The sequence below is a fragment of the Halomicrobium zhouii genome (assembly GCF_900114435.1).
Taxonomy (GTDB): Archaea; Halobacteriota; Halobacteria; order Halobacteriales; family Haloarculaceae; genus Halomicrobium; species Halomicrobium zhouii.
In genome coordinates this window covers 941,689-957,270 of the sequence record NZ_FOZK01000001.1, presented here as the reverse complement: position 1 = coordinate 957,270, position 15,582 = coordinate 941,689, and the positions used below count along the sequence as shown (strand labels likewise).

Annotated in this window: 13 protein-coding genes; 6 read left to right on the top strand and 7 right to left on the bottom strand. The window is 66.7% G+C overall.

From position 1 onward, the window contains the following. Nucleotides 1-16: 16 nt before the first annotated feature. The 5 genes from BM337_RS04445 to BM337_RS04425 all read left to right on the top strand — a co-directional run bounded on the left by BM337_RS04445 (nt 17) and on the right by BM337_RS04425 (nt 4,881). Complete coding sequence (locus tag BM337_RS04445; protein WP_089814292.1) at nt 17-901, top strand: aldo/keto reductase; 885 nt, start codon at nt 17-19, stop codon at nt 899-901. A gap of 12 nt (nt 902-913) precedes the next feature. Then, nucleotides 914-1,633, top strand: a complete 720-nt coding sequence (locus BM337_RS04440) for a class I SAM-dependent methyltransferase (protein WP_089814290.1) — start codon at nt 914-916, stop codon at nt 1,631-1,633. A 78-nt stretch (nt 1,634-1,711) separates the two neighbouring features. Next, nucleotides 1,712-2,599 carry an NAD-dependent epimerase/dehydratase family protein gene (locus BM337_RS04435; RefSeq protein WP_218155510.1) on the top strand — a complete coding sequence of 296 codons (888 nt, stop codon included), beginning with the start codon at nt 1,712-1,714 and terminating at the stop codon, nt 2,597-2,599. Between the two features lie 71 nt (nt 2,600-2,670). Next, nucleotides 2,671-3,687 carry an aldo/keto reductase gene (locus BM337_RS04430; protein ID WP_089814286.1) on the top strand — a complete coding sequence of 339 codons (1,017 nt, stop codon included), beginning with the start codon at nt 2,671-2,673 and terminating at the stop codon, nt 3,685-3,687. 102 nt (nt 3,688-3,789) lie between these two features. After that, the gene (locus BM337_RS04425) at nt 3,790-4,881 is read left to right on the top strand and encodes a M24 family metallopeptidase (protein WP_089814284.1); all 1,092 of its coding nucleotides are present in this window, start codon (nt 3,790-3,792) and stop codon (nt 4,879-4,881) included. 51 nt (nt 4,882-4,932) lie between these two features. On the opposite strand, the gene BM337_RS04420 is transcribed toward BM337_RS04425, so the two are convergent. The 7 genes from BM337_RS04420 to BM337_RS04390 form a co-directional block, all read right to left on the bottom strand. After that, nucleotides 4,933-7,620 (bottom strand): sugar-binding domain-containing protein, encoded by a 2,688-nt coding sequence (locus BM337_RS04420; protein WP_089815569.1) that lies wholly within the window; start codon nt 7,618-7,620, stop codon nt 4,933-4,935. A gap of 92 nt (nt 7,621-7,712) precedes the next feature. Next, nucleotides 7,713-8,489 (bottom strand): SDR family NAD(P)-dependent oxidoreductase, encoded by a 777-nt coding sequence (locus BM337_RS04415; RefSeq protein WP_089814282.1) that lies wholly within the window; start codon nt 8,487-8,489, stop codon nt 7,713-7,715. A 177-nt stretch (nt 8,490-8,666) separates the two neighbouring features. Beyond that, nucleotides 8,667-10,160 carry an alpha-N-arabinofuranosidase gene (locus BM337_RS04410; RefSeq protein WP_089814280.1) on the bottom strand — a complete coding sequence of 498 codons (1,494 nt, stop codon included), beginning with the start codon at nt 10,158-10,160 and terminating at the stop codon, nt 8,667-8,669. Between the two features lie 121 nt (nt 10,161-10,281). Continuing rightward, nucleotides 10,282-10,872: a hypothetical protein gene (locus BM337_RS04405; RefSeq protein ID WP_143117636.1), complete on the bottom strand. Its 591-nt coding sequence runs from the start codon at nt 10,870-10,872 to the stop codon at nt 10,282-10,284. Nucleotides 10,873-10,978: 106 nt separating this feature from the next. Beyond that, nucleotides 10,979-11,845 (bottom strand): carbohydrate ABC transporter permease, encoded by an 867-nt coding sequence (locus BM337_RS04400; protein WP_089814276.1) that lies wholly within the window; start codon nt 11,843-11,845, stop codon nt 10,979-10,981. Next, the gene (locus BM337_RS04395; RefSeq protein WP_089814274.1) at nt 11,838-12,761 is read right to left on the bottom strand and encodes a carbohydrate ABC transporter permease; all 924 of its coding nucleotides are present in this window, start codon (nt 12,759-12,761) and stop codon (nt 11,838-11,840) included. The genes BM337_RS04400 and BM337_RS04395 overlap by 8 nt, the downstream gene beginning before the upstream one ends. Before the next feature lie 21 nt (nt 12,762-12,782). After that, nucleotides 12,783-14,186, bottom strand: a complete 1,404-nt coding sequence (locus BM337_RS04390; RefSeq protein ID WP_177227151.1) for an extracellular solute-binding protein — start codon at nt 14,184-14,186, stop codon at nt 12,783-12,785. Between the two features lie 255 nt (nt 14,187-14,441). On the opposite strand from BM337_RS04390, the gene BM337_RS04380 reads away from it, so the two are divergent. Further along, a complete protein-coding gene (locus tag BM337_RS04380) occupies nt 14,442-15,578 on the top strand; it encodes an ABC transporter ATP-binding protein (RefSeq protein ID WP_089814268.1) in 1,137 nt (378 codons plus the stop codon). The last annotated feature ends 4 nt before the right edge of the window (nt 15,579-15,582 follow it).

The following is a 15,582-nucleotide window of genomic DNA, read 5'->3' as shown; positions in this document are numbered from 1 at the left end:
GCACCAACAATCCCGTATGGAAACGCGTCCACTGGGCGAAACCGGCCACGACAGCACCGTCATGACGTTCGGGACCATCGCGCTGAACTGGCTCGAACAGGAGGGAGCCGACCAGATGGTCGAGCTCGTCCTCGACCACGGCGTCAACCACTTCGACGTCGCGCCGACGTACGGTGACGCGGAACTGAAACTGGGGCCGAAGCTCCGCCAGTACCGCGACGACATCTTCCTCGGCTGCAAGACCCAGGAGCGAGGGTACGAGGGAACGAAGCGGAAGATGCAGGCCTCCCTCGACCGCCTCGGCGTCGACACCATCGACCTCTATCAGGTCCACGGCCTGGAGTACGAGGAGGAACTCGACCGCATCACGGCCGACGACGGCGCACTCGCGGCCATCCGCGAGGCGAAGGCAGACGGCGTCATCGACCACATCGGCCTCACCAGCCACGGGAACCCACAGCTCATCCTCGACGCCATCGACCGCATCGACGACCTGGAGACGCTGATGTTCCCGCTCAACCCCGTCGTCGCCGGCAAGGACGACGAGGACCACGACTACCAGGCCGTGCTCGACCGCGCCAACGAGGAGGGCATCGGCACGCTCGTCATCAAGGCCTTCGCGAAGGGGCCGTGGCCGTCGACCGACGAACTCGCAGAGCGTGACCGGCCGTACGCGAACTGGTACGAGCCGGTCGACACGCCCGAGGAGACCCGCGAACGCTTCGACTTCGCGGCCTCGCAGGACGTGACGACCGTCGTCAACCCTGGCGACCCGAAGCTCGTCGCGATGACCCTCGACGCGGCAAGCCGGTACGAGACGATGGACGAGGCCGCCCAGCGCTCGCTCGTCGAGGGCGCGCGCCACGACGACAGCCCCGTCCCCGAACAGCTCCACCACTGACTCCCTGCCGCGATGGACGTCCCACGGACGGTGACGGCGGCGCTCGCTGACCGGCCCGTCGACGGGGCGACCTGTCTCGAAGCCGGCGCCGGCGTCGGGAAGACGACCGCCGGCCTGCTCGCCGACGGCGCCGACCGAATTTATGCGGTAACGAACGACGCCGAGCACGCGCGAACGGTCCAGGACCGTGTCGGACGAGACCACGTGGACCGCGTCGCAGTCGTCGAGGCCGACCTGGTCGCGACGCCGATCGCGTCTGACTCGGTCGAGATTATCACGGCCCACGGCCTGTGCAACGTCCTCCCGCTGGCCACCCTCGACGCCGTCCTCGAAGAGTTGACCCGCGTCGCCGCCCCGGGCTGTCACCTCGTCGTCGACGACTACGAGCCGCTGCCCGAGGACGCCGCGATGGGTGACCTCTTCGCCGTCGAGAACGCTGCGTCGGAACTGGCCCGGGGCCGGTCGGCGCTCACCTTCTATCCCGCGACGACGCTCCGTCGTGTCATTGTCGGCCACGGCTGGGAATTCGACCGCGAACGGACGCTGCTCGATCCGGTGCCCTGGACCGCGAACCACGTCGCGGCCCACGCGAACGCGGCCCGCGCCAGCGCCCGGACGCTGCCCGACGGCATGGGCGCACCGCTGTTGACCGAAATCGACCGCCTCGTCGACGAAATCGGCGAGGAGTCGACCGGGACGATGTACAGCCTCGCGTTCCGATTGCCCGGGTGAGCGGCTCTCCCCGGACCGGAGATGCCAGTCCTGCGGCCGAAACCAAGTACTATGTCGAACGGGCTCCGAAAGACGGTCGTGACCGACACTATCGTCGTTACCGGTGCGCTCGGTGGATCGGGGAGCTGGATCGTCGACGCACTCAGGGCGGACCACGACGTCGTCGCGGTCGACCTGACGCTGCCGGAGAGCACCGACGTCGACGGCGTCAGCTTCCAGGCCCTCGACCTGACCGACCAGGGCGCTGTCTGGGAGACGGTCCTCGACGCCGATCCGAGCGCCGTCGTCCACTTCGGCAACATCCCCCACGAGGAGAACAATCCCGGCGGGGACGTCTACGAGAACAACGCGCTGAGTACGTTCCACGCGCTCGAAGCCGCGGGACGGGCCGGCGCGGACGTCGTCTGGGCCTCCAGCGAGACGGTGTACGGGACCCACTGGCCGGAGCCGACGCTGCCCGAGTACCTCCCAGTCGACGAGGAGCACCCGGTCGAGCCCTGGAACGGCTACGAGATGTCGAAGCTGGCCGGTGAGGCGGCCGCCGAGCGCGTGACCAACCGGTTCGGCGTCTCCGTGGCCTCGATCCGGCCGTCGTGGATCCAGTACCCTGGCCGGTACGCGATAACGCCCTTCCGGGAGGACTTCGACCTCGAGAGCGCCGACCGGTTCGGCAATCTCTGGTCGTACATCGACATCCGGGACGTCGTTTCGCTCGTCGAGGCCGCCCTCGACGCCGACTTCGAGGACCACGAGGTGTTCAACGCCTTCGGCCCGGACAACTTCCTGGGCGTGGACACCGCGACGGCCATCGAAGCCGGCTACGGCGACCTGCCCAGTGAGTGCGACCTCTCCGGCGAGGAGTCGGCCTACTCGACGGAGAAGGCCGCGAAACTGCTCGGCTGGGAGCCCGAACACTCCTGGAAGACCGCCGAAGACGAGGAGATAGCGGGCCCGTCGTTCGTCTGAGACGACGCTACGGAGCGCGAGACGAGCGCCGGACCACATCCATTAAGCACCCCACTGCTGATTAACAACACATGGAGTACGTCAGACTCGGCACGACCGGACTGGAAGTCTCACCGATCTGTTTCGGCACCTGGCGGTTCGGCCTGGAACACGAGGACAGCGGCGTGATGGAGACGGACCGCGAGGCGGCCCACGAGCTGCTCGACGCGGTCGAGGAGCGCGGCGGGAACTTCATCGACACCGCGAACGGCTACGGCGAGGGCCGCAGCGAGCAGTGGATCGGCGAGTGGCTGGCCGACCGCGACCGCGAGGACTTCGTGATCGCCTCGAAGTGTTACTGGTCGCAGGTCTCGCGCTTCCAGGAGAACCTCTCGCGCAAGAACGTCCGCGCCGAGGTCGAGGGATCCCTCGATCGGCTCGGGACGGACTACCTGGACGTCCTCTACCTGCACCGCTTCGACGACGGGACGCCCATCGAGCGCACGCTCCGCACGCTCGACGACCTCGTTTCGGAAGGCAAAGTCCACTACATCGGTATCTCGACGTGTGACGCGTGGAAGCTCACCAAGGGCCTGTGGAAAGCGGACGTCAACAACTACGAGGCGTTCACCGTCACCCAGCCCGAGTACTCGGCGGTGTACCGGGACCCCATCGTCGACGACCTGGACCAGCCTCCCATGCACAAGGAACCGATCGCGGAGTACCTCGACGTCTGCGAGGACCAGGACCTGGCTGTCTGCCCGTACTCGCCGCTCCACGGTGGCTTCCTTACGGGCAAGTACGAGCGCGTCGACGGCGAGATCCAGGCGCCCGACGGCTCGCGCGCCGAGATCGACGAGAAATTCGAATCCGACTACGTCGCCGAGGCTGCGTGGAACATCCTCGAGGAGGTCCGCGCGGTCGCCGACGAGGTCGACGCGTCGCCGGCCCAGGTGTCCCTGCGCTGGCTGATGGACCACGAGCGGTTCACCTGCGTCCCCATCGTCGGCGCTCGCACCGTCGACCAGCTGGACGAGAACTTCGGCGCAGTCGACGTGTCGCTCTCCGAGGACCAGTGGGCGCGCATCGACGACGCCATCGACGTCTGAGCGAGCGGGCGGTCGCCGCGAGACGGGCTTTCGCTCCCGTCGCCGGCCGAACGCGACCGGTTTTAAGAGGCGGTGGACAGATGGATAGAGTGATACGAACACATGACCGAACAGGCCAAACTGGACCGGCTAGACGCGTATCTCGCGACGAACGACTTCGGATCGGTGTGGTTCGCCGCGCCGCCGACGTTCGCTTGGCTCACTGGCGGCGACAACCTCGTCGCCCGCGAGGGTGCCGCCGGCGTCGCCGCAGCGGGCTACGACGGCGAGGAAGTGACCGTCGTCACCTCCTCTATCGAGGGCCAGCGGCTCCTCGACGAGGAGGTCGGTGACGACGTCCGCCTCGTCGAGCACCCCTGGCACGAGCGCGGCGTCGAAGAAGCGGTCGCAGACGTCGCGGCGACGCCCGCGGCGGCCGACGTCGCCTGGGACGGCTTCGAGCGAATCGACCGGTCGGCCGTCACCCAGCCCCTGACCGACGGCGACGTCGAGCGCTACCGTGACCTCGGCCGCGAGACGGCCGAAGCCGTCGAGGAGGTGACCCGGGGCGTCTCGCCGACCGACACCGAGCGCGAACTGGCGGCTCGACTCCACTACCAGCTCCAGCGCCGGGGCATCGACTCGCCCGTCGTCCTCGTCGGCGGCGCGGACCGCCTCCAGCGATATCGACACTTCACCCCGACGGACGTCGCGGTGGGGAGCTACGCCGTCCTGACTGTGGTCGGCGTGCGCCACGGGTGCAACGCCGCTGTCACCCGCACCGTCGCCTTCGACGACGCGCCCGAGTGGCTCGCCGACCGGTACGCCGACGTCAGCCGCGTGGCAGCGACGGCCGCCGCGGCCACCCGGCAGGTGGGAACCGAGGGCGGGACCGCCGGTGACGTCTTCGAGTTCATCCAGGCCGCGTACGACGAACTCGGCTACCCCGGCGAGTGGGAGAACCACCACCAGGGCGGCGCGCTGGGCTACGCCTCGCGGGAGTGGACGGCGACGCCGGGCCACGAGGCGCCGGTCGAACTCCCGATGGCCTACGCCTGGAACCCGACCGTCGAGGGCGCGAAGAGCGAGGATACCGTCCTCGCGACGGCCGACGGCGTCGAGGTGGTCTCGACCACCGGCGAGTTCCCGACGCTGACGGCCGAGGCGGTGGGGCTGGACGCCGACCTGACGCTCCCGGACATTCTCAGGAAGTAAGGGCGGCGGCGCGGTGCGGAATGGAGGTGGAAAACCGAGTGTTTTCGCCGCCTACAGCGTCCGGAGGAGCCGGTCGACCAGCGTCGTCGCCGTCGGGTGCTCGCCGTAGGCGTCGGTCACGCGGAAGGTACAGCAACACAGCGTGCCGTCGCCGTGTTCGCGGGTGACGAGCGGACTCCCCCAGTTTGCGATCCAGCCCTCGACGGAGCCGACGTGGACCTCGTCGGCCGCGGCGTCGAGGTCGACGACCAGGTCGTGGGGGAAGAGATCCTCGAACGCCCACCCGACCCGGGCGTCCGGGCAGAGGTCCGCGACGAGGTCGCTGTCCTGGTAGAGCAGCGAGGCGACGAGGTTCCAGCTCTCGCCGGCAGGCACGTTCCGGTACTCGAAGCGGTCGTTCGGGACCATCCGGCCGTCGGGTTCCGGGACGACGAGTGCGCTGTTGCCGCGTTCGACGAACGCCGAGACGTCGTCGTCCAGGTCGGTGACGACGGCGACGTCGGCGTCGACCAGGTCGTCGGTGACGGTCACGCCGTTGGCGTCGAGCGAGTCCGCGACCGGCCCGGTCGCGTACACCGTCTTCCCGCCCGCGTACTCCGGGGCGACGACGGCGACCGGTTCCGCGTTCGTGACCACGCGGTCCCCCGTGTCCAGGGTCACCTCGACCTGGTGGGGGCCCGTCTCGGTGTCGGGCGACGGGGCGACGGTCAGGACGTTCTCGTACGTCGTCGTGCCGAAGCCGTCGATGGCGACCGACCGGCCGCCCTCCCCGCCCGCGCCCGTCCAGCTGAGGACGCCGTCCAGCGCGTCGGTCGTGTCGTTGACGACGTGGACGTCGACGGCGACGTCCTCGCCCGGCGCGACGACGTGGCGCTCGGGCTCGACGACAACCAAGACCTCACTGTTCACGGTCGCGAAGTCGTCGGCGAAGGACTTGGGCTCGCGGAGGTAGTCGAGGACGCCGTTGAACTCCCACTCGATGTCGGAGAACTCCGTGAGGACGTAGCCGGCAATCCCCTCGTGGGTGCGCATCTCCTCGATGACGCCCTTGAGCGACGCCGACTCGCGCTCCTGCCACACCTCGGCGAGGTCGTCGTACCCCTCGAAGACGTCGGGGAGGTCGGTGGCCTCGTAGCGGTCGTCGACGCCCTCGGGGCGCTTGAGCGGGTCCTCGAGGAAGTCGTGGGAGAACCACGTCGGGTCGCCGCCGTAGTGGTCGCGAAGCGTCGGCAGGTCCGGGAACCCCCAGGTGCCGAACTCGGAGATCAGGATCGGCGCGTCCGCGGCAGGGGTGTTCTCGACGGCGTAGTTGTCCTCCGGGTTCGCGACGATGTCGTCGAGGTCGTCCGCCCAGGCCGCGTGGCGGTCCGGGCTGACGAAGTACTCGTGGTAGTCGTTGAGGTCGGTGGCGACGTGGGCCCAGCCGGAGTTGTCGCAGATCGGTCGGGTCGGGTCCAGTTCCTTCGTCTCGTGGAAGAGCTCGGTGAGGTAGGCCTGTTTCTCCTCGTCGTTCCACAGCCGGCCATCGTGGTCCGAGTAGTCCACCTGGTCGAGGCCGATCCCCCACTCCTCGTTGTAGAGACTCCAGATCACGACGCTCGGGCTGTTGTAGTCCCGGTCGATCAGGCCCCGGATCTGGTCCCTGACTTCCTCTTTCGAACGATCCGTATACAGGTCGGGGTTGGCCGGTTCCTCCCAGACGAGGATTCCCAGCCGGTCCGCGGCCTCGACGAAGTCGGGGTGGGCCGGCTTGATGTGCTTGCGCAGCATGTTGAACCCGAGTTCCTTCGCCTTCCGGATCTCGTACTCGAAGAGGTCGTCGTCGAACGGGCGATACAGCGTGTCCGGGTAGTAGGCCTGGTCGAGCGCGCCGCGGACGTACAGGGGCTCGCCATTGAGGTAGAGACGGTCGCTGTCGACGCTGACGCTACGCATCCCGAAGTAATCCACGTAGCGGTCGAGGACCTCGTCGTCGCCGTCGTCCTCGCTCCGGAGTTCGACCGCGACGTCGTACAGGGTCGGGTCCTCGGGCGTCCAGTAGGCCGGGTCGTCGAGCGCGATGGTGCACTCGGCCTCGCCGCCCTCGACGGCGACGTCCGCCGTCGCGACCGCGTCGCCGTCTCGCAGAATCGTCACCGTCGCCTCGACGCCCTCCGTCGGGCCGTCGACGGTGACGTCGAGGGCGACACTGTCGTCGTCAAGATCCGGCGTCGCCTTCACGTCGGCGACGAAGGTCTCGGGCCGGGACTCGAGCGTGACGGACTGCCAGATGCCACTCGAGCGGGTGTACCACGGCTTCCCCTGCTTGCCGTGGGGAATTTCCTCGAGGTTCTCGGGGTCGGTCACCTCGACCACGACGGCGTTCTCGCCCGCCGAGACGGCGTCGGTGACCTCCACCTCGAAGGGGAGGTAGCCGTCGCGGTTCGTCCCGACCTGCTCGCCCGCGACGTAGACGGTGGCCTCGTAGTCGACGGCGCCGAACCGGAGGAAGGCCCGGTCGCCGTCGCCGTGGCCGTCGTACTCCACCGTCGTCCGGTACCAGGCCGTCCCGGTGTACTCGCGGTAGGTCTCGTCCTCCTGCCAGGCGTGGGGGACATTCACCGTCTCGGCCTCGGCCGGCCACTCCTCCTCTGGACGGTGGAGGCCGCGCTCCACCCCGTCGGCTTCCGGGTCCGTCACGAACGTCCACTCGCCGTCGAGCCGAGTCGTTACTCTCGGCTGCTCGTCGAACTGTGGCATGCTCTCCCGTAGCTTCTCGGGCATCCCTCAAAACGTCATCGCTACCGGGCGTAGCGAGGCGGTCCCGAACCCGGCGAGCGGCGGGTTCGTCGCTACCGGTTGTCGTGTTTCCAGCTGTCGATGGGCACCTGTCCGCCGTCGACGCGGAGTTCGTGGCCGTTGACGTAGTCGCTCGCGGGCGCAGCCAGGAACATCACGGCGTCGGCGATCTCCTCGGGCTGTGCGAACCGGTCCAGCGGGTTCAGGTCGACGATCTGCTCGGTCGTCTTCTCGGAGAAGCCGTCGGTCATCCGCGTGTCGACCCAGCCGGGGGCGACGGCGTTGACCCGGACGCCCTCGCGGCCGAGTTCGAGCGCGAGGCTCTTCGTCAGGCCGAGGAGGCTGAACTTCCCGACGTCGTACTCCGGGGACATGCCGACGCCGTTCTTCGTGTGGATGGAGGTGATGTTGACGATCTTGCCGTATCCCTGCTCGACCATGCCGTCGACCACCGCCTCGGTGCAGTGGATGGAGCCCCAGAGGTGCGTGTCGAGGTTGAGTTCGAACAGTTCGTCGCTGTCCCGCGAGAGGAACGGGCCCGACTGGCCGACGCCGGCGTTGTTCACCAGAACGTCTATCGTGCCCACCTCGTCGACGGCCTCGGCCACCATCGACTCGACGGCCTCCTTGTCGGAGACGTCGGCAGTCAGCGCGATGGCCTCACCCCCGGCGTCCCTGATCGATTCGGCGGTCGACTGGGCGGGTCCGTCTTCGAGGTCGTTGACGACGACGGTCGCGCCGTTGGCCGCGAGTTCTTCGGCTATCGCCTTCCCGTTGCCGCGTCCGGCGCCCGTCACGAGCGCGACGCGGTCGCTGACGTCGATGTCCATGCGTCGTTCGTACCTCGGTAACGAGGCACTTGAAGATGGGTGTCGTCGAGTCGCGAGTCGCTGGCGTGCTGGCCGCTCCGGTTCACGGGTGGACGAGGACGGGCGCGAGAAGGACGGCGAACGGGCGCGAGAAGAACGACAGAACTGCGCGAAAAATACCGGCGAGCGCGGGCCGGTTTACCGGACCGAGATGCCGGCGACCGTCGACGGTTCGAGTTCGGCGGTGAGGACGCCGTCCTCGACGGTGGCGTCGAGGTCGTCGGCCGCGAACTCGTCGGCGTTGTCGGCGTCGACCACCATGTCGGGCTCCTGACCCTCGAAGAGGACCTTCGCGTCGACGTCCGCGCCGGCGTCGCCCACGAGGTCGATCTCGACGGTGTGGCTCCCACGAGTGTCCATGTTCGTCGCCGTGACGTAGACGCCACCGTCGTCGTCGACGGACGCGGAGGCGCCGACGAGGGGCAGTTCCTCGTCGCCGACCTCGCGCGTGGGTGCGTCGACGGACGTCTGGACCGCCTCGTTGCCCTTGTGAGGGGCGTAGAGGTCGAAGACGCGGTAGGTCGGTCGCGCCCAGGCCTCGTCACCCTCCGTCTCGACCAGGCACTGCAGGACGTTGACGGTCTGGGCGATGTTGGACATCGTCATCACGTCGGCGTGGTCGTTGAAGATGTCGAGGACGACCGCAGCCGACAGCGCGTCGATGACGGTGCCGGGCTGTTCGAGGCCGGTCTCGGCGACGGCCTCGGTGTGCCAGGCGCCCCACTCGTCGATGATGACGCCGACGTCGCGCGTCGAGGCGAACGCGTCGATGGTGGAGGCGATGCGCTCGATGTGGTGGTCCATCTCCAGGGCCTCGACGAGGAACTGGTCGTAGTCGTCCTCGTCGGCCTCGGCGACGGACATCGTCCGGCCGTAGTAGTGGTGCAGCGTCAGGTGGTCGAGGGGGTACTCGACGCCCCAGCTCGACTTGCCGACCTCTTCCATGAAGCGGTGGTTCCACTCGTGGTCCTCGAACCCGCAGGCGATGAGTTCGAGTTCCTCGTCGAGCATGAGGTTGTCCATCGAGCCGACGTAGGTGGCGAACCGGCGGTACTCGCGAGCGTACTGTTCGGGCGACATCCGGCCGCCACAGCCCCAGTTCTCGTTGCCGATGCCCCAGTAGGGCACCTCGTAGGGCTCGTCGCGCCCGTTCTCCCGGCGGCGGTTCGCGAGTTCGGTGTCGCCGTCGTAGCAGGCGTACTCGACCCAGTCGGTCGCCTCCTGCGGGTCGCCCGAGCCGACGTTGGTCGCCAGGTACGGCTTGGTTCCGACGCGTTCGCAGTACTCCAGGAACTCGTCGGTGCCGAAGGTGTTGGGCTCTTCAGGGACTTCAGAGCGGTCCTGGGACCAGAAGAGGTTGCGTCGACGCGGCCGGTCCTCCCGGGGCCCGATGCCGTCCTCCCACTGATAGTCGTCGGCGAAACAGCCGCCGGGCCAGCGGAGAACGGGCATGTCCAGGTCCGAGAGCAGCGTCATGACGTCTTCGCGGAAACCGTCACCGTCGGCGTCCTCACTGTGCCAGATGCCGTCGTAGATACAGCGCCCGAGGTGCTCGGAGAAGTGGCCGTGCAGTTCGGGTTCGATGCGGTCGATAGCCGCCTCTGTGTGGACGGTGACGTTCGCGTCTGTCATACAGGTACATACTATCCAAGGCAGATTATAAAACAATCGGTCACGGCGGTCCGGCGGTGGGTGTTCTGGTGCGGCCTGACCGGCGGCCAGTGCCAGTGGGCTCGCGCCCGGAAGGTGCCAGTCAGTCCGTGCCCCGGGCGCCGTCGGCGCCGGCGTAGATCGTCTCGTCCTGTTCGGTGGCCTGCTCGTGGTCGGGCGGGTCCAGCAGGACGTGTACGTGGAACGCCGCAGCGAACCCCGCGAACACGAGCGGGAACGCGATGGTCAGCAGGCCGGTCGCGAGGAAGGCCACGAGCGTCGCCATCGCGAGCGTGACGGCGCCGACGGCGTTCGCGCTCGTCCAGCCGAACCCGGCCCGGACCGACGACTCGAGGTCGCCGCCGGTGGCGAGGCCGACGAACGTCGGCACGAGGACGAGCGCCGCGTACGCGCCGGCGTAGGCCGATCCGACCGAGAGGGCGAGCAGGAACGTCGACGGACTCGCGAAGTACTCCAGGACGTACAGGACTGAGACGACCCCGAGAACGAGCGGGACACCGGAGAGGAGCATCGCCGAGACGCCGTGGCGCTTCAGGACGCTGGCGACGTGCTCGCGGTCGAATTTGTACGTCTCCCGGACAGAGACGACCGCGGCGTAGGCCCCGAGCGTCGCCGGGCCGACGGTGACCAGCGGGAGCGAGCAGACGAACCAGACGACGCTCAGCAGTACCATTCTCGGACCGTACTCGTAGAAAAAACGGGTCGCAGCGATAAACGATCGATAGACCGATTTCGAGTCCGCGTCCCTCATGACGCGAACGGATGGGACGGGGCGTTAACTAGGTTACCCCTTGCATCTCGACGGCGGACATGAGCTGTTCCTGCAGCAACAGGAACAGGATGAACAGCGGTCCGGACGCGATCAGCGCCGACGCCATCGTCACCGCCGGCTGGTAGGTGAAGTTGTCCCGCAGCACGACGATCCCGATGGGCAGCGTGTACGCTGCCTCGCTCTGGAGCACGATCAGGGGCCAGAGGAACTGGTTCCAGCTCCAGACGAAGATGAACAGCGCGAGCGCCGTCAGGATCGACTTCGAGAGCGGCAGGACGATGTGCGTGTAGATCCGCAGGTTCGAGAAGCCGTCGAGCTGGGCCGCCTCCTGGATTTCGTAGGGCAGGTCCCGGAAGAACTGCGCCAGGAGGAACACGCCGAGCGGGCCGGCCACGAACGGGAGAATCACCGCCGCGTAGTTGTTGAGCAGCCCCAGGTCCGTGATGAGGATGTACAGCGGGATGATGTTCACGAAGCCCGGGACCATGAAGCTCGCGATGATGAGCGCCAGAACGTAGCGCTGGCCGGGCCAGTCGAGCCGCGTGAGCGCGAAGGCGATCATCGAGTCCACGAGCAGGACGAGCAGCGTCGTCACCGACGCGATGATGAGCGTGTTGAGCGCCCACTGGGCGATCAGTGACCCGGTCAACAGGCCCGTGAACGAGGCGACCGTGAGCGGGTCGGGGATCCAGTTCATCCCCTCGGAGACCGCCTGCTGCTGGGTCTGCAAGGACGTCGAGATCATGTACAGGTACGGCAGCACGAACAGCAGGGCCGCGCCGTACATGACGGCGTGGACGCCGACGCTCCGCAGGGAGACGTCGCCGACACTGAACGATTCGAACCGGTTTACCGTGGCTGATGAGTCACTCATTGTCGCCTCCGAGGAGGTAGTAGTTCGCGATGGAGACCAGCACGAGGATGCCCGTCAGGACGTACCCAATGGCGGCGGCGTAGCCGAAGTTCCGCTGGCTGAACGCCGACTCGTAGAGGTACATGACGAGCGTCTCCGTCGTACTGCCCGGACCGCCCGAGGTCATCACGTACGGCTGGCCGTACACCTGGGCTGCCCAGATGATGTTGATGATGACGACGAAGAAGATGGCGTGTCTGATCTGGGGGACGGTGACGTCCCTGAACTGGCGCCAGGCGCCCGCGCCGTCGAGCTTGGCCGCCTCGTAGAGGTAGTCCGGCACGCTCTGACGGGCAGACAGCAGGATGACAAAGCTGAACCCGACGAGCCACCAGACGGTCGTTATCGCCAGGGCGGGCATCGCCGTGAGCCGTTCCTGGAGCCACCGGGGCGGGTTCTCCATGACCATCCCGAGGTAGTGGTTGATCATCCCGTACTGCGTCGAGTACATGTCGACCCAGACCACCGCCACGACGGAGACGGTCAGGATGTACGGGCTGAAGAAGATCGCCCGGAGCAGGCCCTTCCCCTTGATGTCGCGGTTGACGCCGAGCGCGAGGCCCAGCGCGACGACGACGATCGAGGGGACGGTGAGCAGTGCGAAGTAGCCGGTGTTCTTCAGGGCGTTCCAGAAGCCCTGGTCGTTCATGAGCGTCTGGTAGTTCTCGAGTCCGATGAACACCGACTGGGTCGGATCGATGGCGTTCCAGTCGAACAGGCTCATGTACCCGCCCATCACGAGCGGGTACAGGAGGAACACGCCGAAGATGACGAGATAGGGGAGCGAGAAGAGGATGCCCTCGATCAGTTCCTTGCGCGAGCGATCGTCGGAACTGATCACCCCTCTGATCCCGTCGAATCGGTCAGTGACAGACATTGTGTGCGTGTACCTGTGTGGTCACTGAAGCTGGGAGTTCCAGGTGTCGACGCCCTGCTGGAGCGCTTGTTCCGGCTCCGTGCTCTGCGAGTAGGCGTCAGTGAACCACGTCCAGTTGCTCTGGGCGAACATGTCCGCGTTCGGCAGCTGGGGCCAGTAGGCGAGCTGGTCGTCCTCCGCCATCTCCATGAACGTCGAGAGCGTCTTGTCCCAGATGTCGGCCTCACGCAGTTCGTCGCCGTTGAGGATCGGGCTGTACGCCGGCAGGTGACCCGCTTCGGAGCCCCATTCGGGGTTCTCCTGGGCGATCCACTCCGCGGCCTCGACGCTGGCCTGGATGCGCTCTTCGCTGGCGTTCGACTGCTGGGGAACGACGATCGTGTGACTGTCGGCCGTCGTCACCAGTTGCTCGGCGTCCGGGACCCAGTGAGGTTTCTGAAAGCCCCACTCGAACTCCTGATCGCGCATGACGTTGACGTACCACGTCCCGTTGACCGTCATCGCGACGTTCCCGTTCCGGAAGCTCTGGGCGACGCGGTTGTCGGAGGTGTCGGGCTCGTCCCAGCCGCGCTCGTCGGGGATGCTGGCGATGTACTCGAGCGCCGCGAGTCCGGTGTCGCCCCCGAAGGTGGCTTCGGTGAGGTCGTCGTTGAACATGCTCCCGCCCATCTGGTTGAGCGCCATGAAGTACTGGCGGAAGCCGCCGCCGTTGCCCCAGTACGGGTCGGGACTGAACGGCTTGGCGTCGGTGTTCTCGAGGATGGCGTTGCAGGCCTCCTCGAACTCCGTGAAGTTCTCGAACGGCGGCTCGACGCCGGCCTCGTTCAGAACGTCCATGTTGTAGTACAGCCCGAGCGGGTGAGAGTCGATGGGGACCGCGTACTGATTCCCGTCGATCATACACGAGTCGAGGATCGACTGGACGTAGTCGTCCGTCGTCGAGGTGTAGTCGCCCAGGGTCGTCAGCGTGTCCTGGAACCGGCGCAGGTACGTGGCGTGCGAGATGGCCATGTCCGGCGGCTCGCCGCCCGTCATCGACGTGAACAGACGGTCGTAGTGGTCGTCCCACGGCGTCCGCTGCCGGTCGATGGTGATGTTGTCACCGAGCGGTTGTTCGTCGTTGAACTTGTCGATGATCGACTTCATCACCTCGCCGTCACCGCCGCCGAACAACGTCCAGTACGAGAGCTCCATGCTGCCCCCGCCGGACCCACCGGTGCTGGCGCCGCCGTCACCGCCGTCGCCACCAGAACCGCCGTCGCCGCCGTCGCCGCCGCCGCCGCCGCCGAGTCCGAAACAGCCAGCGAGACCGGCGATACCGGTCGCACCCGCTGCCTGGAGGAACCGACGACGGCTGCGTCCCTCTTTCGTCGTTTGGTGATTCGAATCGCTGCCACTGCCACTACCACTGCTATTTGTTGGCATCACTATCGGGGTTGTTCTTAATGATAATAAAGGTTACTGCTGTTGTAACATGGACCATTGAGATGGGAGAAATATTAACGATCCGCGTTGTGCAACGATGATCCACCTCCCGCGTCCGTGACTGGAGTGGTGATCGGCCAGAACAGCAGGGGGATACAGACCGACCAGAAACGTCCCCTAATTAACACCAGTGATACCGGCCAACAGTTCCCAAACACGAAAACGTTTTTACCCTGTCTGGGCAATCATTGAGGCATGAGTGAGGTTACCATCGAGAACGTGTCGAAGGTCTACGACGACGGCGGGAACGACATCCTCGCCGTCGACGACATCGACCTGGACATCCGGGACGGCGAGTTCATGACCATCGTCGGCCCCTCGGGGTCCGGGAAGTCGACTTTGTTGCGGATGATCGCCGGGCTGGAGAGCATCACCGACGGGACGATCAGCATCGGCGACCGCGTGGTCAACGACGTCAGCCCACAGGACCGCGGGACGGCGATGGTGTTCCAGAACTACGCGCTGTACCCGCACATGACCGCGCGGAAGAACATGGCCTACGGGCTGAAGCTGACGACGGACCTGGGCAAGGAGGAGATCAACGACCGCGTCGAGGAGGCCGCCGACATGATGGGTATCTCACAGCAGCTCGACAAGAAGCCGGGCAGCCTCTCCGGCGGCCAGCAACAGCGCGTCGCCACCGGTCGTGCCATCGTTCGCGACCCCGAAGTGTTCCTGATGGACGAGCCCCTCTCCAACCTCGACGCAAAACTCCGCATGCACATGCGGACAGAGATCCAGCGCATCCACGAGGACCTGGGGACGACGATCATCTACGTCACTCACGACCAGGAGGAGGCGATGACCATGTCCGACCGCGTCGCCATCTTCGACATGGGCGAGATCCAGCAGGTCGGGACGCCCGACGAAATCTACAACCACCCGGCCAACCTCTTCGTCGCGGACTTCATCGGCAGCCCGTCGATGAACACCTTCGACGTCACGTTCGACGGGTCACGCCTCGTCGGCCCGGACTTCGAGTACGAACTCTCCGCCGAGACCGTCGACCACGTCACCCAGTACGCCGGCGAGGGCGACGAACTCGTCCTCGGCATCCGCCCAGAGGACATCTACCTCGCCGACGGCAGCGGTACCAACGACGTCAGCGCGTACCTCGACGTCCTCGAACCCGTCGGCTCCGACAACTACCTCTACTTCCAGGTCGGCGACGACGAGTGCCGCGTCCGCGTCCCCGGCGACGTCAAGCCAGAGGAGAACAAGGAGGTGTTTATCGCCTTCGACGAGGAGAATATCCACCTCTTCCATCCCGAGGACGGGACGAACATCCTCGCCGAGAGCCAGCGCACCGCCCAGCCGGTCGCCGACGACTGAGTCC

Excerpts from the sequence above, each read along its gene's own strand:
- BM337_RS04445 (WP_089814292.1), top strand. The coding sequence starts at position 17 with ATGGAAACGCGTCCACTGGGCGAAACCGGCCACGACAGCACCGTCATG.
- BM337_RS04440 (WP_089814290.1), top strand. The coding sequence starts at position 914 with ATGGACGTCCCACGGACGGTGACGGCGGCGCTCGCTGACCGGCCCGTC.
- BM337_RS04430 (WP_089814286.1), top strand. The coding sequence starts at position 2,671 with ATGGAGTACGTCAGACTCGGCACGACCGGACTGGAAGTCTCACCGATC.
- BM337_RS04425 (WP_089814284.1), top strand. The coding sequence starts at position 3,790 with ATGACCGAACAGGCCAAACTGGACCGGCTAGACGCGTATCTCGCGACG.
- BM337_RS04420 (WP_089815569.1), bottom strand. The coding sequence starts at position 7,620 with ATGCCACAGTTCGACGAGCAGCCGAGAGTAACGACTCGGCTCGACGGC.
- BM337_RS04415 (WP_089814282.1), bottom strand. The coding sequence starts at position 8,489 with ATGGACATCGACGTCAGCGACCGCGTCGCGCTCGTGACGGGCGCCGGA.
- BM337_RS04410 (WP_089814280.1), bottom strand. The coding sequence starts at position 10,160 with ATGACAGACGCGAACGTCACCGTCCACACAGAGGCGGCTATCGACCGC.
- BM337_RS04405 (WP_143117636.1), bottom strand. The coding sequence starts at position 10,872 with ATGGTACTGCTGAGCGTCGTCTGGTTCGTCTGCTCGCTCCCGCTGGTC.
- BM337_RS04400 (WP_089814276.1), bottom strand. The coding sequence starts at position 11,845 with ATGAGTGACTCATCAGCCACGGTAAACCGGTTCGAATCGTTCAGTGTC.
- BM337_RS04395 (WP_089814274.1), bottom strand. The coding sequence starts at position 12,761 with ATGTCTGTCACTGACCGATTCGACGGGATCAGAGGGGTGATCAGTTCC.
- BM337_RS04390 (WP_177227151.1), bottom strand. The coding sequence starts at position 14,186 with ATGCCAACAAATAGCAGTGGTAGTGGCAGTGGCAGCGATTCGAATCAC.
- BM337_RS04380 (WP_089814268.1), top strand. The coding sequence starts at position 14,442 with ATGAGTGAGGTTACCATCGAGAACGTGTCGAAGGTCTACGACGACGGC.